Source organism: Herbidospora galbida, assembly GCF_005233835.1.
Classification (GTDB): Bacteria; Actinomycetota; Actinomycetes; order Streptosporangiales; family Streptosporangiaceae; genus Herbidospora; species Herbidospora galbida.
Window position 1 is genome coordinate 112,716 of sequence record NZ_SZQA01000010.1, and the last position, 22,701, is coordinate 135,416.

The following is a 22,701-nucleotide window of genomic DNA, read 5'->3' on the forward strand; positions in this document are numbered from 1 at the left end:
AATCTGCGCTTAAGGTTCCCATAAGAAAGGGCCCCCGAAGGGGCCCCTGTCAAGCTTCCTTACGGAGCCAGATGGTCCCGAGCGGGGGCACCCGCAGCCTGACCGAGTAGGGCAGCCCGTGGTGCTCGGCCTCGGTCGCCACCACGCCGCCCAGGTTGCCGACGCCGCTGCCCGCGTAGTCGTAGGCGTCGGTGTTGAGGACCTCGGTCCAGGTGCCGCCCTCGGGCAGGCCCAGCCGGTAGTCCTCGTGGGGGCCGCCGGAGAAGTTGGTCACGCAGGCCAGCGCCGAGCCGTCGGAGCCGTAGCGGACGAACGAGAACACGTTCCCCGAGAAGTCGTCGGCGTCGATCCAGCGGAACCCGTCGGGGGTGTCGTCCTGGGTGTAGAGCGCCGGGGTCTCCTTGTAGACGCCGTTCAGGTCGCGTACGAGCTTCCGCACGCCCTGATGGAAGTCGAAGTCGAGCACCCACCAGTCGAGCCCCTTGGACTCCGACCACTCGCCGCCCTGGCCGAACTCCCCGCCCATGAACAGCAGCTGCTTGCCCGGGTGGGCCCACATGAAGGCGTAGAGGGCGCGCAGGTTGGCGAAGCGCTGCCACTCGTCGCCGGGCATCTTGCCCAGCAGCGAGCCCTTCAGGTGGACGACCTCGTCGTGCGACAGCGGCAGCACGAAGTTCTCGGAGTAGGCGTACATGAGCGAGAACGTGAGCTGGTGGTGGTGGTACTGGCGGAAGACCGGCTCGTGGGCCAGGTAGGCCAGGGTGTCGTGCATCCAGCCCATGTTCCACTTGAAGCCGAAGCCCAGGCCGCCCAGGTGGACCGGCCGTGAGACCCCGGGCCAGGCCGTCGACTCCTCGGCGATCGTGACGATGCCGGGGGCCTCGCGGTAGGCGACGGCGTTCATCTCCTTGAGGAACTCGATCGCGTCGAGGTTCTCGCGCCCGCCGAACTGGTTGGGGGTCCACTCGCCGTCGCGGCGGGAGTAGTCGAGGTAGAGCATCGAGGCCACGGCGTCGACGCGCAGGCCGTCGATGTGGAACTCGCGCAGCCAGTAGACCGCGTTGGCCACCAGGAAGTTCCTCACCTCGCGGCGGCCGAAGTCGAACACGTAGGTGCCCCAGTCTGGGTGCTCGCCCCGGTGGGGGTCGGCGTGCTCGTACAGGGGGGTGCCGTCGAAGCGCGCCAGGGCCCACTCGTCCATCGGGAAGTGGGCGGGCACCCAGTCGACGATGACCCCGATCCCGGCCCGGTGGAGCGCGTCGACCAGGGCGCGGAACTCGTCGGGCGAGCCGAACCGGGAGGTCGGCGCGTAGTAGGAGGTGACCTGGTAACCCCACGACCCGCCGAACGGGTGCTCGGCGACCGGCATGAACTCGACGTGGGTGAACCCCATCTCCGTCACGTACGCGGTCAGCTGCTCGGCCAGTTCGAGGTAGGACAGCCCCGGGCGCCAGGAGCCCAGGTGCACCTCATAGGTCGACATCGGCTCCTTGAGCGCGTCGCGGGTGGCGCGGGCGGCCATCCACTCCTCGTCGTTCCAGGTGTAGGACGACTCGTCGACCACCGAGGCGGTCAGCGGCGGCACCTCGGTGCGCCGCGCCATCGGGTCGGCCTTGCCCCGCCACACCCCGTCGACGCCGAGGATCTCGAACTTGTAGCGGGTCCCGGCCCCCACGCCCGGGATGAACAGCTCCCACACCCCGGCCGACCCCAGCGACCGCATCGGGTGGCCGCCGCCGTTCCAGTGGTTGAAGTCGCCGATCACCCGTACGCCCAGCGCGTTGGGCGCCCACACCGCGAACGCGGTGCCCGGTTCGTCCTCGTGGGTCAGCACCCGCGCGCCGAGCACCTCCCACAGGCGCTCGTGGCGGCCCTCGCCGATCAGGTGCAGGTCGACCTCGCCGAGCGTCGGCCAGTGGCGGTAGGGGTCGCCGGCCTCGATCGCCTCGCCGCCCTCGTACTTCACCCGCAGCCGGTAGGCGGGGATCTTGTCCAGACCCGGCAGGAGGACCTCGAACACGCCGAACTCGACGTGCGACAGGGCGTGGGCCTCCCCGTCGACCAGCGCCTCGACCGTCTCGGCGAACGGCCGCAGCACCCGGATGACCACGCCCTCGCCCGTCATATGGGCGCCCAGGATCGCATGGGGGTCGTGGTGGGCGCCGCCGGCGAGGCGGTCCAAGTCGTTCCTCATCAATGCCAACTCTCAGTGTTTCGTGGTGAACGCCGCCAAGGGGATCGGCAGCCAGGACGGCCGGTTGCGCGCCTCGTAGACCACCTCGTAGACGGCCTTGGAGAGTTCCAGCGCGCGCATCATCACGACGTCGGCGGGGCGCAGGTCGCCGCCCGACCTCGTGTATCCGGACAGGAAGGCGGCCCGGTTACGCACCGCCCACTCCTCGGCCCGGTCTTCCAGCGTCTCCGCGTCGGGGTGGTCGGCCAGCAGGTGGCGGGCGGCGTACTCGAAGGAGCGCAGCATGCCCGCGACGTCGCGCAGCGGCGAGTGGAGCGCGCGGCGCTCGGCCAGCGGCTGCCCCGGCTCACCCTCGAAGTCGAGCACGATCCAGTCGTCGTAGGTCCGCATGACCTGGCCGAGGTGATAGTCGCCGTGCACCCGCTGCACCAGGACCGGCTCGTCGATCGAGGCCAGCAGGTCGTAGGCCTCCCGGGCCACGTCGGCGTGGTCGGACAGCGCCGGGACCTCCTCGACCGCCCGCTCCAGCTGGGCCAGGTAGAGCTCGGCCATCGCGTGGATCTCGTCGGGGTCGAGGGCGTCGTACCCGAAGGCCTCCCGCAGCTCGCGGTGGACCTCGGCGGTGGCGACGCCGAGCCGTTCGGCCTCGGCGGCGAAGTCGCCCCCGGCGTCGCCGGCGGACACCTCGCGGGAGGTGGCATAGAGATCGCGGACGCTGGTCAGCGCCATCGCCCAGCCCTCGCTGGCGCCCCCGAGGAACGCCTGCATGATCGCCAGGGTGGTCGCCTCGCCGTCGATCGTCCCCTCGACCCAGCCGAAGGGCCGGGCCACGTGGTGGGAGCCCTCGTCGGCCAGCGCGCGGACGATCTCCAGCTCGGGGTTCATCCCCGGGATGACCACGCGGAACATCTTGAGAATGTACTGGTCGCCGAAGACGATCGAGGTGTTCGACTGTTCGGCGGTCATCACCAGGCTGCGCTGGGAGGTGTCGATCTCCACCCCGGGCACCCGGTGGAAGCTCAGCGGGCCGACGGTCGCGTCGCCCGCGACGCCGTGGAGCAGCCGGCCCATGAGTTCGGCGTCGTGGGCGGCGTCGTACACGTCGCGCTCGCGGCCGCCCCACTCGCAGCGGCCGATGTAGACGTGCCGCAGCCTGCTGCTCAGCGCGTCGCGCAGCCCCAGCAGGAGCTGGTATCGGGTCGTGCGCTCACCCTGGACCACCTTGACGATCAGGTGGGCCAGGGCGGGGTCGCCGTCCACGAGCGGGACGTTGGACTCGATCGACAGATCGTCGATCGGCCGCCCCTTACCGGCGAACCATCGTTGATCGGCGATCCATCCGGTAAGGAGCTCGGCAAGCACTTTCTATTCCTCCCGGGACGACGGCGGGATGGTGAACCAATAGAACCCATGCCCCGGGAGCGTCAAAAGATACGGAAGTTCGCCAATCGGGGGGAACGGGACGTTACCCGTCGCCTCGATGGGTGAAACCCCCTCGAACCGGCGCAAATCCAGCTCCACCGGCTGGGGGAACCGCGACAGGTTGTTGACGCAGAGCACCCGGTCGTCGCCCAGCTCCCGGACGAACGCCAGCACGCTCGGGTTGGAGGAGTTGAGCTCGGTGAAGTCGCCCAGCCCGAAGACGGGGTGGCGCTTGCGGATCTCGATCATCCGCTTGGTGAAGTGGAGCAGCGAACCGGAGTGCTTCTGCTGCGCCTCGACGTTGATCGCCTGGTAGCCGTAGATCGGGTCCATGATCACCGGCAGGTAGAGGCGGCCCGGGTCGCAGTCGGAGAACCCGGCGTTCCGGTCGGGCGTCCACTGCATCGGGGTGCGCACGCCGTCGCGGTCGCCCAGCCAGATGTTGTCGCCCATGCCGATCTCGTCGCCGTAGTAGAGCACCGGGGAACCCGGGAGCGACATGAGCAGCGCGGTGAACAGCTCGATCTGGTTGCGGTCGTTGTCGAGCAGCGGCGCGAGCCGCCTCCGGATGCCGACGTTGGCCCGCATGCGCGGGTCTTTGGCGTACTCGGAGTACATGTAGTCGCGCTCTTCGTCGGTGACCATCTCGAGCGTGAGCTCGTCGTGGTTGCGCAGGAAGATGCCCCACTGGCAGTTCTCCGGGATCTTCGGCGTCTGGGCCAGGATCTCGGAGATCGGGTAGCGCGACTCGCGCCGGACCGCCATGAAGATGCGCGGCATCAGCGGGAAGTGGAACGCCATGTGGCACTCGTCGCCGCCGGTGACGGGGTCGCCGAAGTACTCGACCACGTCGCTCGGCCACTGGTTGGCCTCGGCGAGCAGCACCCGGTCGGGGTAGAGCCGGTCGATCTCGGCCCGGACCCGCTTCAGGTAGGCGTGGGTGGCCGGCAGGTTCTCGCAGTTGGTGCCGTCGACCTCGAACAGGTAGGGGATGGCGTCCATGCGGAAGCCGTCGATGCCCAGGTCGAGCCAGAAGCGCAGGACCTCCAGCATCGCCTCCTGCACGGCCGGGTTCTCGTAGTTGAGGTCGGGCTGGTGGTGGAAGAACCGGTGCCAGTAGTACTGCTGGCGGACCGGGTCGTAGGTCCAGTTGGACGTCTCGGTGTCGATGAAGATGATCCGGGCGTCCTTGTAGAGCTCGTCGTCGTCGTTCCAGACGTAGAAGTCGCCGAACGGGCCCGTCGGGTCGTGCCGGCTGGCCTGGAACCACGGGTGCTGGTCGCTCGTGTGGTTCATGACCAGGTCGGCGATGACCCGGATGCCGCGCTTGTGCGCCTCGTCGACCAGCTTGATGAAGTCGCCCAGGTCGCCGAAGTCGGGAAGGATCTTCATGAAGTCGGCGATGTCGTAGCCGCCGTCACGCAGCGGCGACTCGTAGAGCGGCAGCAGCCAGAGGCAGTCGACCCCGAGCCACTCGAGGTAGTCGAGCTTGTCGATGAGCCCCCGGATGTCGCCCGTGCCGTCGCCGTTGGAGTCGGCGAACCCGCGGATGAGCACCTCGTAGAAGACGGCGCGCTTGTACCAGAACGCGTCGCGCGGCTTCTCGTGCGTGAAGGTGTTCGGAATCGGCTGATTCGGCTGATTCTGCGGATTCGGCTGAGGTGTCGTAACGCTCACCTGTGGACTCCCCGGTTGTGCAGGCTGCGGTTTCTATGGGCGGTGCGCTGACCCGTGACGCAGCGTGAAGATGTGTGCAGGATTGACATGCGGGTCGAGGCGCACGTAGTTGGCCTGCCGCCAGCGGTACGACTCGCCAGACAGCTCGTCGTCGACGACGAACTCGGCATGCCAGTCGAGACCCAGGGCCGGCATGTCCAAGAAGACGGTGCCCTCGTGGGTGTTGTGTGGATCAAGATTGACGACCGTCAGCACGACGTCGCCTATGGCGTGCCTTCGTGTGGCCGTGTCGTAGGCGCCCGGCAGCCGCTTGGAGAAGCAGATCACGGCCGGCTGGTCGACGCTGTGAAACCGTAGATTACGCAATTCCTGCAGGGCCGGGTGTGCTCTTCTGAACAAATTCAGCTGCGTGATGAACGGCGCCAGGCTGCGGCCCTCACGTTCGGCCGCCTGCCAGTCACGGGGCCGGTATTGGTACTTCTCGCTGTCGAGGTATTCCTCGCTGCCAGGGCGTACCGGGACGTTCTCGCCCAGTTCGTAGCCGGCGTAGACACCCCACGTCGGCGACATCATGGCCGCCAGCACCGCCCGGATCTTGAACGCGGGCAGCCCGCCCTGCTGCAGGTACTCGTGGAGGATGTCGGGCGTGTTGACGAACAGGTTCGGCCGCATGAAGTGGGCCGTCTCGTGCGAGAGCTCGGTCAGGTACTCCTCGAGCTCCGGCTTGCTGTTGCGCCACGTGTAGTAGGTGTACGACTGGTGGAAGCCCACCCGGCCCAGCGTCCGCATCATGGCCGGCCGGGTGAAGGCCTCGGCCAGGAACAGCACGTCGGGGTCGGTGTTGCGGACGTCGCGCAGCAGTCGCTCCCAGAACGCCACCGGCTTGGTGTGGGGGTTGTCGACCCGGAAGATCCGCACCCCGTGGTCCATCCAGTGGCGGACCACCCGCAGGACCTCGCGGTAGATGCCCTCGGGGTCCTTGTCGAAGTTCAGGGGATAGATGTCCTGGTACTTCTTCGGCGGGTTCTCCGCGTACGCGATGCTCCCGTCGGCCCGGATGTTGAACCACTCGGGGTGCTCCTTGACCCACGGGTGGTCGGGCGAGCACTGCAGCGCCAGGTCGAGCGCGATCTCCATGCCGAGCTCGCGCGTGCGCGCCACGAAGGAGTCGAAGTCGTCGATCGTGCCCAGATCGGGGTGGACCGCGTCGTGCCCGCCCTCTTCCGCGCCGATCGCCCACGGGCTGCCGGGGTCGTAGGGCTCGGGCGTGAGGGTGTTGTTCGGGCCCTTCCGGTACGCCGTCCCGATCGGGTGGATCGGCGGCAGGTAGACCACGTCGAAGCCCATCTGGGCGACCGCCGGGAGACGCTTCTCGGCCGTCTTGAACGTGCCGGACTTGGGGGCCACGCCCTCTTCGACGATCGCGCCCTCGGAGCGCGGGAAGAACTCGTACCAGGACCCGAACAGCGCCCGCCTGCGGTCGACCATGACCTTGTAGCGGACCGTCCGGGTGACCAGCTCGCGCAGCGGATGGGCGGCGATCAGGGCCTGCGTCTCGGGCAGCTGCGCGGCGGCGAAGCGGGCCCGCGGGTCGACGTCGTCGTCGCGGAGCCGGGCGGCCATCGCCTGGAGCGCGGCGCGGTGGCCGCAGACGGGGTCTTTGGGCTTCGCCTTGGACGTGGTGGTCTTGCGCGGCCTGAGCGGGACGTCCGGGCAGTCGGCGGCGCGGACCGCCCTGGCGGCGCGGTCGAACAGCCGCGCGCCCTCCTCGCACATCAGATCGGAGTCGAGCCCTCGCGGGATCTTGATCCCGGCGTCGTGCAGCCAGGTCGCGATCGGGTCGCTCCAGGCCTCGACGCGGTAGGACCACAATCCCTCCGCGGGCAGCGTGACGTCGACGCCCCACCGGTCGGTGCCGGGCGCGAGCTCCCGCATGGGTCTCAGGCGGCCGGGCACGCCGTCGGGATCGAAGAGCACGACCCCGGCGGCCACCGCGTCGTGTCCCTCGCGGAACACGATGGCGGTGATCTCGAAGGATTCCCCGGCGGCGGCCTTCGCGGGTCGCTTCCCGCAGTCGACGACGGGATGGATGTCCTGGATTGGGATTCTTCCGATCATCGTTTCTCAACGTAGCGACGGCACGCCCGGTACCGCCGGAGTCCACGGGGCAATTGTCGATCTTTGCTCTGTCTTGAGGCAGCACGAAGCACAGCCCGCTGACCGGACCACTCGCTCGTACTGGAGTTGCCCTAATGCTCCCCCTTTACCCGCCAGAATGAAAGTCAGTCCGACGGGTCAAACCCGCGTGTCATCCACGGGTCTCCGGAGGTTCGTGCGGCGTACACGTACTCACTGTCACCCCGGCCGATCGGTGAGGTTTGAGCAGGTATGCCAATGGTGAGTTCGCACTGTGTGGCGAGAAGTTCCGGCCACATCCACCCCCTCCGATCGCCTAGGGTCTGGCCACGTGAGAGCTATACGCAGGTTCACCGTCCGTACCGTCCTTCCGGCCGAGCTCGCGCCGCTTGGCGAGCTGGTCCAGAATCTCCGCTGGTCATGGCACCCGGAGACGATGGACCTGTTCGCCGAGGTCGACCCCGAGGTCTGGGAGCGGGTCGAGCACGACCCCGTGGCCCTCCTCGGCGCCGTCTCGGCCGAGAGGCTCCGCGCCCTGGCGCAGGACCGGCGCTTCCTGCGCCGCCTGGCCGACGCCGCCGACGACCTCCGCGAGTACATGACGGCGCCGCGCTGGTACCAGACGCTGGAGGACGCGCCCGCCGCCGTCGGTTACTTCTCTCCCGAATACGGCATCGCCGCCGCCCTTCCCCAGTATTCGGGCGGCCTCGGCATCCTGGCCGGCGACCACCTGAAGGCGGCCTCCGACCTCGGCGTGCCGATCCTCGGCGTCGGCCTGCTCTACCGGCACGGCTACTTCACCCAGTCGCTGTCGCCCGAGGGCTGGCAGCAGGAGCACTACCCCTCCCTCGACCCCGGCGGCCTCCCCCTGACCCTCCTGAAGGAGGACGACGGCAGCCCCGCCCGCATCCGCATCAGCCTCCCGGGCGGCACCGGCCTGCACGCCCAGATCTGGGTCGCCCAGGTCGGCCGGATCCCGCTGCTGCTGCTCGACTCCGACGTGGCCGACAACGACACCACCGCCCGCGACGTCACCGACCGCCTCTACGGCGGCGGCGGCGACCACCGCCTGCTCCAGGAGCTCCTCCTGGGCATCGGCGGCGTGCGCGCCATCCGCGCCTACTGCCGCGTCACCGGCCACCCCGAGCCGCAGGTCTTCCACACCAACGAGGGCCACGCCGGATTCCTCGGCCTGGAGCGCATCCGCGAGCTCACCGAGGCCCGCCTGTCGTTCGACGAGGCCCTGGAGGCGGTCCGCGCCGGCACCGTCTTCACCACCCACACCCCCGTCCCGGCCGGCATCGACCGCTTCCCCGCCGACGTGATCGCCCGCCAGTTCGGCGGCGACAACGCCTGGCCGACCGTGCCGGTCGACCGCGTCCTGGCCCTCGGCGCCGAGCCCGACACGGGCGACGGCGAGAAGGCCGTCTTCAACATGGCCGTCATGGGCATGCGCCTGGCCCAGCGGGTCAACGGCGTGTCGGTCCTGCACGGCGAGGTCAGCCGCGGCATGTTCCAGGGCCTGTGGCCGGGCTTCGACCTGTCGGAGATCCCGATCGGCTCGATCACCAACGGCGTCCACGCCCCCACGTGGGTCGGCCGCGAGGTCATGGAGCTGGCCGGCAAGGAGCTGCCGACGATCGTCGAGCGCGCCCAGGGCTGGGAGGGCGTCCAGAAGCTGTCGGACGCCGACCTCTGGACCATCCGGGGGCAGCTGCGCGCCAACCTCGTCAACGACGCCCGCAAGCGGCTGCGCCGGTCGTGGCGGCAGCGCGGCGCCTCCGACGCCGAGCTGACCTGGACCGACGAGGCCCTGTCGCCCGACGTGCTGACCATCGGCTTCGCCCGCCGGGTGCCCTCCTACAAGCGGCTCACGCTGATGCTGCGCGACCCCGAGCGGCTGCGCGCGCTGCTGCTCGACCCGGTCAAGCCGGTCCAGATCGTGATCGCCGGCAAGGCCCACCCGGCCGACGAGGGCGGCAAGAAGCTCATCCAGCAGATCATCAAGTTCGCCGACATGGAGGACGTGCGCCACCGCATCGTCTTCCTGCCCGACTACGACATGACCGTCGGCCAGCTGCTGGTCCAGGGCTGCGACGTCTGGATGAACAACCCGCTGCGCCCGCTGGAGGCGTGCGGCACCTCCGGCATGAAGGCCGCGCTCAACGGCGGCCTGAACCTGTCGATCCGCGACGGCTGGTGGGACGAGTGGTTCGACGGCAACAACGGCTGGGCCATCCCGACCGCCGACGGCGTCTCCGACCCCGACCGGCGTGACGAACTGGAGGCCTCGGCCCTCTACGACCTGATCGAGCGCGAGGTCGCCGACCGGTTCTACGACCGGGCCGCCGACGGCCTGCCGCGCCGCTGGCTGGAGATGGTCAAGCACACCCTGAGCTCGCTCGGGCCGAAGGTGCTGGCCGGCCGGATGCTGCGCGACTACGTCGTGGAGCTCTACAGCCCGGCCGCCGGCGCCGCCAAGGCCCTGTCGGGCGACGGCTACGCCCAGGCCAAGGCGTTCGCGGCCTGGAAGCTGCGGGTCTCGCAGGCCTGGCCCGCCGTCCGGGTCGAGCACGTCGAGACGGCCGGCATCGGCGACACCCCGGAACTGGGGGCCGCCATGGAGGTCAACGCCACGATCGCGCTGGGCGAACTGTCGCCCGACGACGTCGAGGTGCAGGCCGCCTACGGCCGGGTCGGCCAGCACGACGAGCTGATCGAGCCCAACCACGTGAAGCTGACCGTCGGCTCGCTCGACGACGACGGCCACGCCATCTTCACCGGGGTGATCCCGCTCGACCGGACCGGCGCGTTCGGCTACTCGGTCAGGGTGGTGCCCTTCCACCCGCTGATGGCCTCGCCCGCCGAACTCGGCCTGATCGCGGTCCCCGAGGAACCGGCCGGCATGACCAACGGCACCCTCCGTTAACGATCTACCTACGGGACGGGTTCTCCCTGGCGGGAGGACCCGTCCCTGTCTCTGAAGAGTTGTCGCACGGGACGGGTCCTCCCTGGCGGGAGGACCCGTCCCGTGCGGTTATTGTGACCATTGGGTGCGGAACGTTCCGTGCATCCCGGCTAGGGTTTCGGGTCATGCGGCCCGTCCTCCGCCTCGTCCTTCGTGTGCTCGCCCCGCCCCGGCTCCGCCGGGCCGTCCGCGTCCGGGTCGACGCCCGGTACGTCACCCGGGCCGACCACGCGCAGGACATGAAGGAGGCGCTGTGGGAGATCCAGATGCTCCGCCGGGAAGTGGTGGCGCTGCGCCGTGAGGTCGATCGATTGCGGAGCTACTGATGCGGGTTTACCTGTCCGTCGACATGGAGGGCGTCACCGGGCTCACCGACCCCGAGGAGATGCACCACGGCGGCCGGGGCTACGAGCGCGGCTGTGAGTTCATGACCGGCGACGCCAACGCCGTCATCCGGGGCGCGTTCGCGGCCGGGGCGACGCAGGTGCTGGTCAACGACGCCCACGGCTCGACCAGGAACCTGCGCATCGACCAGCTCGACCCGCGCGCCACCCTGATCCGCGGCCCCGGCAAGCCCCACCGCATGGGCCAGGGCCTCACCGAGGGCTTCGACGCCGCGATCTTCGCGGGCTACCACGCGCGGGCCGGGGTCTCCCAGGGGGTGCTCAACCACACGTGGATGGGCAAGGAGATCCAGAACGTCTGGCTGAACGGCGAGATCTGCGGCGAGACCCGGCTGGTGGCCGCGTTCGCCGGGTTCGTCGGGGTGCCGGTCGTGCTGGTCACCGGTGACGTGGCGGTCTGCGATGAGGCCCGCGAGGTGCTCGGCGACGTCGAGACGGTCGCCGTCAAGCAGGGCATCGACATGTTCGCCGCCGAGCTGCTGCCGATCGCGGTGGCGCAGCAGAAGATCGAGGAGTCGACCCTCACCGCCCTGACCCGGCTGGCCGACTTCCGGCCCTATGCGATCGAGCCGCCGTACACGCTCGAAGTGGAGTGGAACAGCACCGCCATCGCCTCGGCCTGCGCGATCATCCCGGGAACCCGGCGCAAATCGGCAAGGAACACCGAGTTCACAACGCCCGACTACCGGGAGATCATGGCACTCTTCGGGCTGTACGCCATGATCGCCGGCCAGGTCGCGTGCGGAAGCGGTGTGTATGGGTGACGGGTGACTTAAGCCGCAGGGCTCTCCTCCACGGACTCGGCGTCGCCGGGGGAGCCGGCGCCATGCTGGCCGCCATGGGCGCCCTCGGCCTCGTCCCGTCCAGCCAGGCCCGCACCTTCACCGCGCCCCAGCCGGGCGACTTCACCCTGACCGGCCGATCGCCGAAGCGCGTCGTGATCCTCGGCGCCGGGATCGCCGGGCTCGCCGTCGCCTACGAACTGCTCAAGGCCGGGTACGACGTCACGATCCTGGAGGCCGCCAAGAAGGTCGGCGGCCGGAACCTGACGATCCGCGGCGGCGACGAGATCACCGAGATCGGCGGCGTCACCCAGCGGGCCGCCTTCCGCGACGGCACCTATTTCAACGCCGGCCCGGCCCGCATCGCGCAGTGGATGATCACCATGGACTACTGCCGCGAGCTCGGCGTGCCCCTGGAGATCTTCGTCAACTCCAACGCCGACGCCTACGTCCACACCTCCGGGAAGTCGATCAGGCTGCGCACCGCCCGCGCCGACACCCAGGGATACCTGTCGGAACTGCTGGCCAAGGCCACGAACCAGGGCGCCCTCGACGCCGACCTGACCGCGGCCGACAAGACCGACCTGCTCGACCTGTTACGCGAGTTCGGCCAGCTCGGCGAGCAGCTCACCTACGACGGCGGCGAGCGCCGCGCCGACACCGGCCCGATCCCGTCGGTGAGTGAGGTGCTGGGCTACCGGATCCCCTACGCGCTCACCTGGGACCTCGCCCACGACCAGGCCATGCCCATGTTCCAGCCGGTCGGCGGCATGGACCGCATCGTCGACGCCCTGGTCGCCAACGTCGGCCGCCACCGCATCAGGACCGGCACCCCGGCCACGAAGATCACCGACACCGGCCGCGAGGTCGTCGTCGAGTACCAGAACGGCGCGGCAAGGGCCGACTACTGCGTCGCCACCCTGCCCCCGCACGTCCTCGCCCGCGTCCCCAGCACGCTGCCGCCCGGGATCGTCTCGCGCCTCGGCCAGGGCTTCGTCCTCGCCGGCGGCAAACTCGGCCTGGAGTACGGCCGCCGCTGGTGGGAGCTGGACGAGAACATCTACGGCGGCACCAGCGAGACCGACCTCGACATCGGCCGCATCTGGTATCCCTCGCACGGCTTCCACGAGCGCCGGGGCCTGCTCGTCGGCTACTACACCGTGGCCGACCCGGCCGCCGTCTACGACGCCCTGTCGCCGGCCGCCCGCCTCGACCGCGCGCTGCGCGCCGGCGAGCAGGTCCACGGGCCGCGCTACCGCAAGGACCTGCTGTCGGCCGTCTCGATGTCGTGGGCGAAGCGGCCCCACGTCGAGGGCATGATGAACGTCGGCCTCCAGGGCGTGCCGCAGGCCCACGGGCGCGTCTACCTGGCGGGTGACTGGATGACCGGCCTGGTGGCCTGGCAGGCTGGGGCCTTCGAGTCCGCACGCAAGGCAGTGCTCTCGATCCATGAGAGGGCGCTGAAGGAGAACTGATGCTGGATTGGGTCCCCGCCGCCGACCACCTCGATCTGCTGGCCGAACCGGTGGCGAAGGCCGTACCGGACCTGAAGATCGACCTGCGGGCGACCGCCATCGACCCCGGCCTGGCCGACACCGCCGCCTTCTGCGAGACCTACGGCGTCGCCCCGGAGGACTCGGCCAACTGCGTCGTCGTGGCGGCCAAGCGTGGCGGCGAGATCCGCTACGCGGCCGTCATGGTGCTGGCCACCCACCGGGCCGACATCAACGGGATCGTCCGGCGGCACCTCGACGCCCGCAAGATCTCGTTCGCGCCGATGGACGACGCCGTCTCGCTGACCGGGATGGAATACGGCGGAATCACGCCGATCGGGCTGCCGGAGGGCTGGCCGGTGCTCGTTGACGAAAACGTGACCCGCCGCGACTTCGTCGTCATCGGCAGCGGGCTTCGCCGGTCCAAGCTGGCGCTTTCCGGTAGTGATCTCGTCACCGCCACCCGGGGCGAGGTGCTGTTGCTCACTTTGTGACCGTAGGGTGGGAAACCGTTGGACCAATCCTGCCGTTGTACAGGGCAGGAATGTGGCCTGATGGTTCACTCATGGGCGGTGTTTTAGTCGGTATGGTGCTAAAGGCATGAATCAGGACGACCGACTTGGCCCCTACCGGCTGCTCAGGCGGCTCGGTGAAGGCGGCATGGGCGTGGTCCACCTGGCCCTTGATCCTCACGGCAGGCAGGTGGCCGTCAAGGTGCTGCGCCCGGAGGTCGCCGGCGACGACACGGCGCGCCGCCGGCTCTCCCGCGAGGTCGAGACGATGCGGCGGGTCCGCAACCCCTACATCGCCGAGGTCGTCGACGCCGACGTGACGGGCCAGCGGCCCTACATCGTGACGCGCTACGTCCCCGGCAAACCCCTCGACGACCTGATCAAGCACGACGGCCCGATGTCGGTCGAAGGTCTGCTCAAGATCGCCTACGGGGTGGCCGACGCGCTGTCGGCCGTCCACGCGGCCGGGGTCATCCACCGCGACCTGAAGCCGGGCAACGTGCTCATGCTCGACGGCGACCCGGTGCTGATCGACTTCGGCATCGCCCAGGCGGTCGACGCGACCCGGCTGACCCAGACCGGCATGTTCATCGGCACCCCCGGCTACCTGGCCCCCGAGATCATCGAGGGTCACGAGGCCGGCCCCGAGGTCGACGTGCACGCCTGGGCCGGCACCCTGCTCTACGCCGCGACCGGCCTGCCGCCGTTCGGCAAGGGCACGCTGGAGATGATCTTCTTCAACATCACCTCGGGCAAGGCGAACGTCGACGCCGCCCCGCCGGTGATCCAGGCGGTGCTGCGCGCGGCGTTCCAGCGCGACCCCTCGCGGCGTCCCCGGGCGGTCGAGCTGCGCGAGCAGGTGGCCCGGCTGATGCCGCAGGCGCGGCGTCCCCGGGTGCCCGACGAGGTCACCACGGTCCCCAACATCGACGACCAGACCGGCCAGCCGATCGCCGTCTTCGGCGTCGACGGCCCGCCGCCCACGCCGCGGCCCCCGTCGACCGACCAGGTCAACCAGCCGGTGGCCGGTCCGAAGGCCAATCCGCTGATCACCCCGGTCGTCCGCCGCCAGCCGTCGCAGGAGGAGTATGTCTCCCTCCTGAACGACACCCCCTACGCGGGCCACCAGCCGCCGGCCGAGCCGATCCCGACGAGCGACGTCCGGCCGACCCAGGGCCACCCGAACCGGCCGAACCAGGGCTATCCGGGCACCGGCGCCAATCCCGCTCAGGGCGGCCGGCAGGGGCCCGGCTATCCGGGGCAGCAGCACGGCACCGGTCCCTCCGGGTTCACCGGACATCCGAACACCGGGCAGAGCCCCGGCCCCGCCGAGCCGACCGCGCCGCGGCAGGCCGTCAACCCCTCCGGCCCCGGGCACGTTCCCGGCCGGGGCGGCGGCGACCCGTTCCCGACGGTCCGGGTGACCGGCGAAGACCTGCGCCGGGCCGGGCTCTCGGGCGAGGGCGACGTTCCGACCCGGATGCCGGGCCGGCAGAGCGGCTGGGACGACGGCGACATGCCGACCCGCCGGGCCGGTCAGGGCGGCTGGGAGCAGCCGCGCGACGGCGATCTGCCCACGCGCCGGGTCCGGCCCGAGGAGCTGCGCCAGTCGCAGAACCCGCAGCAGGCGTTCTTCGAGCAGCCCGCCGAGCTCTACGAGCGGACCCCGCAGGTCCACCAGCCCAAGCCGGCGCCGTTCCTCGAGACGCTGCGCGTCCCGCCGCCCCCGCCGCTGCACAACCCGGGCGCGCGTCCGGGCGCCATGCTGCAGCGCTCCCGCGCCTACGGCGTGGCGAGCGTGCTCATGCAGGTCGCGCTGCTGGGCGGCGCGGCGATCGCGCCGACGCTGGCCGCACTGCTGATCATCCCGAGCGTCATCCTCTTCCGGGCCGCCGACATCGCCCAGCCGCAGCTCAACGGCCAGCGGCAGGTGAGCGCGGCGGCGGGCGACGTGTTCCGGGTGCTCAACGAGCCCGCCGCGCTGGCCAAGTCGGCCGGGGCGACGCTGGGGCTCATCTTCTACGGGCTCATCCTCGGCATTCCCGTCACGTTGCTGCTGACGGTGCTCACGAACATGGACATCCCCGCCACTCTCGGCTGGGGCGTCGCGGTCGCCCTCTGGACGATCTGCGCCGGCCCCGCCGTCGAGGCCCCCACCCGCCAGGTACGCCGTACGCTGGCATCGCTGTTCCCCACCAGGGGTATGGCGATCGGGGTCGCGGCCATCGTGGGGGTGGTGGCGGTGGTCCTCGCGGGAGTCGCGCTGTTGTCGCTCAGTTCCGAGATCCACACGGCAGGTTTGATCTGGGGTTTCGACCTGCCGGAACTGACACAACGGCTGGAACAACTGCGGAAATCAGGACTAGGGGGTTCATAGTTGGCCGCAACGGAAGCACCGGAGAGGATCGGTCCCTACCGATTGCTCCGGCGACTTGGCGAGGGCGGGATGGGCGTCGTCCATCTGGGGCTCGACTCCGACGACCGCCAAGTCGCCGTCAAGGTCCTGCACCCACACGTCGCATCCGACCTGAAGGCGCGCGACCGTCTCACCCGCGAGGTCGAGACGATGCGCCGGGTGCGCAGCGGCCGCGTCGCCGCGGTCCTCGACGCCGACCTGACCGGCGCCACGCCCTACATCGTCACCCGCTTCGCGCCGGGCCGCACTCTTGAGCAGCGGGTGCTCGAAGACGGCCCGCTCAAGGGCGACGAACTGACCAAGCTGGCCCGGGGGCTGTGCGAGGCGCTGGTGGCCATCCACCACGCCGACGTCATCCATCGCGACCTCAAGCCGGCCAACGTGATGCTCGTCGACGACGGGTCTGGCACGTTCGAACCGCTGGTCATCGACTTCGGCATCGCCCACCTCGTCAACGCCACCCGGCTGACCCAGACGGGCATGTTCGTCGGCACCCCCGGATACCTCGCACCGGAGATCATCCGTGACAGCGAGATCACCCAGGCCGCCGACGTCCACGCGCTGGCCGCGACCGTGTTCTTCGCCGCGACCGGCAAGCCGCCGTTCGGCTCGGGCACCTTCGAGGCGGTCTGTTACAACATCCTGGAGGGCAAGGCCCAGGTCGACGCGGCGCCCGCGTTCCTGCGCGGCTGGCTGCGGCTCGCCCTGGCCACCGACTCCACCGCCCGCCCGACGGCCGGGTCGCTGCTGAAACTCTCGCGCGCCCTCGACCCGACGGTGACGGTGTTCAAGGAGGGCGGCACCGCCGTCCAGAAGAACCAGGCCGTCGACGGCACCCGCGTCCTGTCCGACGGGACCCGCGTGCTGGCCGACGGCACCAGGGTCCTCAACGACGGGACCCGGGTGCTCACCGACGGCACCCGCGTGCTGTCCGACGGCACCCGCGTGCTGAGCGACGGCACCCGCGTGCTCGACGACGCCGTGCCCTCGGCCCGGCGCGACGAGACGTTCTCCGACCTGCTGCCGCCGGTCAACTACGTCGCGCCCGAGCGTGAGCCCCGGCCGCAGAAGGAGTCGCGGCGCCGTCCGGGCGGCTCGTCGCAGCCGCCGCCCTACGTCCCGGCCAACGTGCCGCCCTATCAGCCGCCGCCGCAGTTCGCGCCGCCGCCCTACGCCGACCAGCGGGTGGCCGGTTTCCCGTCGCCCCAGCAGCAGCGGTCGGCGCCCCCGGCCCCGCCGCAGGCGCGGCCCTACACCCCGCCGCAGCCGCAGCAGGACCGGCCGCGCTACAAGACCAGCCACCCCGTGATGGCGGGGCTGATGCTGGCGACGCTGGTCGGCGCGGCGTGCCTGCTGCCGGTGATGGTGAGCCTGTTCGCGGTCGTGCTGGTGCTGTGCCTGCGGGTCGGCAACTCGCTGATCGGCGACATGAGCGAGCGCCGGTCGGTCCGGGGCACCAGCAACTCCGACCCGATGCGGGCCGTGCTCGGCACTCCGTGGGCGCTGGTCAAGGCGGTGCTGGCCACCGTGATCCACGTCCCGCTGGGCATCCTGTTCGGCATCTGCGTCTGGGGCGCGTGCCGCTACCTGGGCGGGCTGACGACCGACGGCGCGGCGGCCTACGCGGCGGCGGCGTTCGTCGGCGGGCTGTTCCTGCTGCCGGGCGGGCGCAAGCCGCGCCAGGCGGTGCAGCGGGCGCTGGCGGGCGTCATCCGCAGCCCCGGCGCCGGCATGGTGGTCACCCTGGTCTTCGGCACGCTGGCGTTCTTCATCGTGATGACCGCGCTGTCGGCCGAAGCCGTCTGGACGCCCTGGCGTCCGCCGTCGGCCGTGATCGACGACCTGGTCGCCAGTCTCGGCAAGGGACAGGACACCGCGGTCAACCTGATCACCGGCCTGTTCGAAGACCTGATGAGCCAGATCGGATTGGGATTCCTCGTCGGAAAGTGAGCCAGAGCCCGCGACGGGGCACGATGACACGTGAATCCTGAAGGGAGCAGCCGGTGGAGTCGAGCGTCTCTAACGCCGGGCCCTATCGGCTGCTGTCGCCCCTCGGCAAGGGTGGGTTCGGTGCGGTCCATCTGGCGCTCGACGCCGAGGGCCGCACCGTCGCGGTGAAGGTCCTCCACCCGCACATAGCGGCCGACGCCTCCGCCATCACCCGGCTGTCGCGCGAGGTCGAGACGATGCTGCGGGTGCGCGGGCCGCACATCGCCGAGGTCCTCGACGTGTCGCTCGAGGGTGACCGGCCCTACATCGTCACCCGTTACGTGCCGGGCCGGGCCCTGTCGACGATCGTCGCCGAGGGCCCGGTCAAAGACGACGCCGACCTGCTGCGGCTGGCGCGGGGCCTGGCCGAGGCGCTGGCGGCGATCCACGACGCGGGGGTCGTCCACCGAGACCTGAAGCCGGCCAACGTGATGCTGGCCGACGGCGAGCCCTACCTCATCGACTTCGGCATCGCCTCCGCACTCGACCTGGTCTCGGTGACCGACACCGGCGCGGTCGTCGGCACCCCCGGCTACCTGGCCCCCGAGGTCCTCGAAGGCCGCGAGGCCGGGCCGCCCGCCGACGTGTTCGCGTTCGCCACGACGCTCGCCTTCGCCGCCACCGGCCGTCCGATCTACGGCCAGGGGCCCGCCCCGGCGGTCGCCTACCGGATCGTCCACCACGAGCCCGACCTGACCGGGGTGCCCTCGTGGCTGGTCCCTATCCTGCGCGACGCTCTGGCCACCGACCCGGCGGCCCGTCCGACGGCCGGTCAGCTGCTTGCCCGCCTGGGCGCCCAGCGCCCGGTCGCCCCGGCCACCCCGGTCACTCCGGCGCCGGCCGGCGCCCACCGCGAGGAGGAGACCGTCGAGCTGAAGGCGGCGACCGTGCCGCCGCCCGACACCCGCTCGCCGGCCGAGATCGCCTTCGCCCGCCGCCGCGACGTGGTGCGCCGCCGCTGGGTGGTCGGCACCTGCGCGGTCGTCGGCCTGCTCGCCGCGACCGGCCGCGAGCACCTGCCCGAGGCCTCTCTCCTCCTGCTCGTCGTGTACGGTCTGGCGCTCCTCATCGACGCCATGTTCGGCCTGGCCGCCAAGGAGAGAGGGCGCGTCGTCCTCGACCTGTCGGCCATCGCGGGCTCGATCGTGCTCTGGTGGGCGCTGAGCACCTTCTTCAGCACGTTTATCCTGCTGCTGGCCGTCGGCGCGGTGCTCTTCGCGCTGGGCGTGCTCGTCCTCGCGAGCTGACCCCCGCCGTACCTGTCCAGAACATAGTTCGGTATGGTGAGGGCAAGTGCCCCGTACGCGGGGTTTGTGAGTAAGCTACCCGTGGGTAACAAATAGCCAGTCGTCCGCTGCGGCGTCAGCCGTCTGAGTACGGGAGGTCGGCCACCGGCCATGAACATCGTCGTCTGCGTGAAGCAGGTTCCCGACACCGCGACCGAGCGCAAGCTGCGGTCCGATGACAGCACGATCGACCGCAGCGCCAATGGGGTCATCAACGAGCTCTGCGAATACGCGGTCGAAGACGCTCTCAAGCTGAAAGAGGCCCACGGCGGCGAGGTGACGGTCCTCACCATGGGGCCCGACCAGGCCACCGACGCCATCCGCAAGGCCCTCGCGATGGGCGCCGACAAGGCCGTCCACCTGTCCGACGAGGCGCTGCACGGCTCCGACGCCCTCTCGACCTCCTACGCGCTGTCCCAGGCGCTCAAGAAGATCGGGTTCGACGTCGTCATCCTCGGCTCCGAGTCGACCGACGCCCGCACCGGCATGCTCGCCGCGATGCTCGCCGAGCGCCTCGGCGTGCCGCAGCTGACCCTCGCCAGCAAGATCGAGGTCGACGGCTCGGCCATCAGCATCCACCGGCAGACCGACTACGGCTACGACAAGGTCGAGGCCACGCTGCCCGCCGTCGTGTCGGTCGTCGAGAAGCCCGACCCCTTCAAGCCGCGTTACCCGTCCTTCAAGGGCATCATGGCGGCCAAGAAGAAGCCCATCGAGAAGATCGGCGTCGCCGACGCCGAGATCGACCCCGCCCAGATCGGCCTCGCCGCCGCCTGGAGCGTGGTCTCCGACTTCACCGCCGCGCCCCCGCGCGGCAAGGGCGTCGTGGTCAACGACGAGGGCGACGGCGGCACCAAGGCGGCCGAGTTCCTCGTGTCGAAGAAGTTCATCTAGGGAGGGTTGGCAATGGCAGAGATCCTGGTGCTCGTCGAACAGGTCGACGGCGAGATCAAGAAGGTCACCCTCGAACTGCTCACCCTGGCCCGCTCGCTCGGCGAGCCGTCGGCCGTGTGGGCCGGTCCCGGCTACACCGACGTCGCCAAGGCCCGCCTGTCGGAGTACGGCGCGGAGAAGATCTACGTCGCCGACTCGGCCGACATCGCCGACTACCTGGTGGCTCCCAAGGCCGAACTGCTCGCCTCGCTGGTCGGCAGCCGGTCGCCGGCGGCGGTCCTGATCGCCTCCACCACCGAGGGCAAAGAGGTGGCGGGCCGCCTGGCCATCAAGACCGACAGCGGCGTCATCACCGACGCGGTCGGCGTGGCCGAGGGCTTCGTCGCCGAGCAGCCCGTCTTCGGCGGCGGCGTGATCGTGCACAGCAAGGTCGCCAAGGGCACGCCGATCATCGCCCTGCGTCCCAACTCGACCCAGCCGGTGGCCGCCGCCGGGGCCGGCACCGAGGAGAAGGTCGACGTCGCGCTCTCCGACGCCGCCCGCGGGGCGCGCGTGGTCGAGCGGGTGAAGGAGAAGTCGAGCTCCCGTCCGGAACTGACCGAGGCCGCGATCGTGGTCTCCGGCGGTCGTGGCGTCGGCGCCGACTTCTCGATCATCGAGCAGCTGGCCGACTCGCTCGGCGCGGCCGTGGGCGCCTCCCGGGCCGTGACCGACTCGGGGTGGTACCCGCACGAGTTCCAGGTCGGGCAGACCGGGAAGACCGTGGCGCCGCAGCTCTACATTGCGGCGGGCATCTCCGGGGCCATCCAGCACCGGGCCGGGATGCAGACCGCCAAGACGATCGTGGTGATCAACAAGGACGGGCAGGCGCCCATCTGGGAGATCGCCGACTTCGGCGTGGTGGGCGACCTGCACAAGGTGCTGCCGCAGCTGATCGACGAGATCACCAAGCGGAAGTAGTCCGGCCGCACGAAGGGCGCCGGGGCTTCGGCCTCGGCGCCCTTCGGTCGTCGCGGCGGGGTGTGGCGCGGCCGGGTGGCGCGGGGTGCGGCGGGAGGGGTCGGCGGCGGGGGGCGCCGGCCCGGCGGAGCCGTAACGGAGCGGAGTCTTTCGGGCTTTCCGCCACGTGAACGGGGGTTTCCGGCGGCTGTCCGGCGGGCAGACCGATTCAGGTCGCCCTTACGGCCCGGGCCGTAGTGGGCGACCACCAATTCCCCGCGGTGGAGTCGGAGTTCACTGCGGATACGCTTGTTTGGTGCGAACTGCCTACCTGGATCATGCCGCGACCACGCCGATGGTTCCCGAGGCGGTCGCCGCGATGGTGGCGGAGCTCTCCCGGGTCGGAAACGCCTCCTCGCTGCATGCCGCGGGGCGCCGCACCCGGCGCATCGTGGAGGAGTCGCGCGAGACCATCGCCTGTGCGCTCGGCGCGCGGCCCAGCGAGGTCGTGTTCACCGCCGGGGGCACCGAGGCCGACAATCTGGCGATCAAGGGGCTGTTCTGGGCCCGGCGGCGTCCTCGGGTGCTGCTCAGTTCGATCGAGCACCACGCCGCGCTCGATCCGGCCCACTGGCTGGCCACCCACCAGTCTGCGCGGGTCGAACTGCTGCCCGTCGACGCCCAGGGGCGGGTGCGGCCCGAGACGCTGAAGGCGGCGATCGGCGACGACGTCGCGCTGGTCAGCGTGATGTGGGCCAACAACGAGGTCGGGACCGTTCAGCCGATCCACGAGCTGGCGGCCATCGCCCACGAGGCCGGGGTGCCCTTCCACACCGACGCCGTGCAGGCGGTCGCCCAGCTCGACGTCGACTTCGCCGCCTCCGGGGTCGACGCGATGACGATCTCCGGCCACAAGGTGGGCGGGCCGATGGGGGTCGGGGCCCTGCTGCTGGCGCGGGGGGTCGATCCGGTGCCGGTGCTGCACGGCGGCGGCCAGGAGCGCGACGTGCGGTCGGGGACCCTCGACGCGCCCGCCATCGCCGGGTTCGCCACGGCCGTGAAGCTCGCCGTCGAGCGCCGGGCCGCGCTGGCCGCCCGGCTGACCGACCTGCGTGACCTGCTGATCGCGAAGGTCCGGGCCGCCGTGCCCGACGTGGTGGTCAACGGCGACCCCGACCGGCGGCTGCCGGGCAACGCCCACTTCACCTTCCCCGGGTGCGAGGGCGACGCCCTGCTGATGCTGCTCGACGCCAAGGGCGTCGAGTGCTCGACCGGCTCGGCGTGCTCGGCCGGCGTGGCCCAGCCCTCCCACGTGCTGCTCGCGATGGGCCAGGACGGCGCGCAGGCGCGCGGGTCGCTGCGCTTCTCGCTCGGGCACACCTCGACGGTGGAAGACGTCGAATGGGTCGGCGAGGTCATCGGCGGCGTCGTGGAACGGGCCCGCCGAGCGGGTCTTTCCTGACGTTCGAAAAACCAGGTCTGCTCATGCTTTTCTGGCCAGGTCAACTCATGCTGTGCCTGAGCGCGCCGGTGTCTGGACTGAGGAGCGCAGGAGAGCGAAGCGAACCGGAGCGACGAGGGAAGACACC

At 70.6% G+C, this 22,701-nt stretch carries 15 protein-coding genes; 11 read left to right on the top strand and 4 right to left on the bottom strand.

What is annotated here, in order from left to right:
• Window positions 1-49: 49 nt before the first annotated feature.
• The 4 genes from glgB to FDA94_RS13130 are packed head-to-tail and all read right to left on the bottom strand — an operon-like array spanning window position 50 to window position 7,411.
• On the bottom strand, window positions 50-2,194 hold the full coding sequence (gene glgB / locus FDA94_RS13115) for a 1,4-alpha-glucan branching protein GlgB (RefSeq protein WP_137247341.1): 2,145 nt from the start codon (window positions 2,192-2,194) through the stop codon (window positions 50-52).
• 12 nt (window positions 2,195-2,206) lie between these two features.
• Entirely contained in the window at window positions 2,207-3,556 is a 1,350-nt protein-coding gene (locus tag FDA94_RS13120) for a maltokinase N-terminal cap-like domain-containing protein (RefSeq protein ID WP_137247342.1), read from the bottom strand.
• Window positions 3,557-3,559: 3 nt separating this feature from the next.
• Window positions 3,560-5,293 carry a maltose alpha-D-glucosyltransferase gene (treS, locus tag FDA94_RS13125; RefSeq protein WP_137247343.1) on the bottom strand — a complete coding sequence of 578 codons (1,734 nt, stop codon included), beginning with the start codon at window positions 5,291-5,293 and terminating at the stop codon, window positions 3,560-3,562.
• A gap of 33 nt (window positions 5,294-5,326) precedes the next feature.
• On the bottom strand, window positions 5,327-7,411 hold the full coding sequence (locus FDA94_RS13130) for an alpha-1,4-glucan--maltose-1-phosphate maltosyltransferase (protein ID WP_137247344.1): 2,085 nt from the start codon (window positions 7,409-7,411) through the stop codon (window positions 5,327-5,329).
• A gap of 349 nt (window positions 7,412-7,760) precedes the next feature.
• On the opposite strand from FDA94_RS13130, the gene glgP reads away from it, so the two are divergent.
• The 11 genes from glgP to FDA94_RS13185 all read left to right on the top strand — a co-directional run bounded on the left by glgP (window position 7,761) and on the right by FDA94_RS13185 (window position 22,574).
• A complete protein-coding gene (glgP, locus tag FDA94_RS13135; RefSeq protein WP_137247345.1) occupies window positions 7,761-10,358 on the top strand; it encodes an alpha-glucan family phosphorylase in 2,598 nt (865 codons plus the stop codon).
• Window positions 10,359-10,522: 164 nt separating this feature from the next.
• On the top strand, window positions 10,523-10,723 hold the full coding sequence (locus FDA94_RS13140; RefSeq protein ID WP_062349451.1) for a hypothetical protein: 201 nt from the start codon (window positions 10,523-10,525) through the stop codon (window positions 10,721-10,723).
• Window positions 10,723-11,565, top strand: coding sequence for a M55 family metallopeptidase (locus FDA94_RS13145; protein WP_137247346.1), 843 nt, complete (start codon window positions 10,723-10,725; stop codon window positions 11,563-11,565). The genes FDA94_RS13140 and FDA94_RS13145 overlap by 1 nt, the downstream gene beginning before the upstream one ends.
• Window positions 11,562-13,058, top strand: a complete 1,497-nt coding sequence (locus FDA94_RS13150; RefSeq protein WP_281286579.1) for a flavin monoamine oxidase family protein — start codon at window positions 11,562-11,564, stop codon at window positions 13,056-13,058. The genes FDA94_RS13145 and FDA94_RS13150 overlap by 4 nt, the downstream gene beginning before the upstream one ends.
• Entirely contained in the window at window positions 13,058-13,570 is a 513-nt protein-coding gene (locus FDA94_RS13155) for a YbaK/EbsC family protein (RefSeq protein ID WP_137247347.1), read from the top strand. The genes FDA94_RS13150 and FDA94_RS13155 overlap by 1 nt, the downstream gene beginning before the upstream one ends.
• Window positions 13,571-13,676: 106 nt before the next feature.
• Complete coding sequence (locus tag FDA94_RS39880) at window positions 13,677-15,965, top strand: serine/threonine-protein kinase (protein WP_212735306.1); 2,289 nt, start codon at window positions 13,677-13,679, stop codon at window positions 15,963-15,965.
• A gap of 42 nt (window positions 15,966-16,007) precedes the next feature.
• Window positions 16,008-17,954: a serine/threonine-protein kinase gene (locus tag FDA94_RS13165; protein ID WP_246059827.1), complete on the top strand. Its 1,947-nt coding sequence runs from the start codon at window positions 16,008-16,010 to the stop codon at window positions 17,952-17,954.
• A gap of 53 nt (window positions 17,955-18,007) precedes the next feature.
• Window positions 18,008-19,240: a serine/threonine-protein kinase gene (locus tag FDA94_RS13170; protein ID WP_137247349.1), complete on the top strand. Its 1,233-nt coding sequence runs from the start codon at window positions 18,008-18,010 to the stop codon at window positions 19,238-19,240.
• A gap of 150 nt (window positions 19,241-19,390) precedes the next feature.
• Window positions 19,391-20,173: an electron transfer flavoprotein subunit beta/FixA family protein gene (locus FDA94_RS13175; protein WP_137247350.1), complete on the top strand. Its 783-nt coding sequence runs from the start codon at window positions 19,391-19,393 to the stop codon at window positions 20,171-20,173.
• A 12-nt stretch (window positions 20,174-20,185) separates the two neighbouring features.
• Entirely contained in the window at window positions 20,186-21,133 is a 948-nt protein-coding gene (locus FDA94_RS13180) for an electron transfer flavoprotein subunit alpha/FixB family protein (protein ID WP_137247351.1), read from the top strand.
• Between the two features lie 295 nt (window positions 21,134-21,428).
• Entirely contained in the window at window positions 21,429-22,574 is a 1,146-nt protein-coding gene (locus FDA94_RS13185; protein ID WP_212735307.1) for a cysteine desulfurase family protein, read from the top strand.
• Window positions 22,575-22,701: the final 127 nt, after the last annotated feature.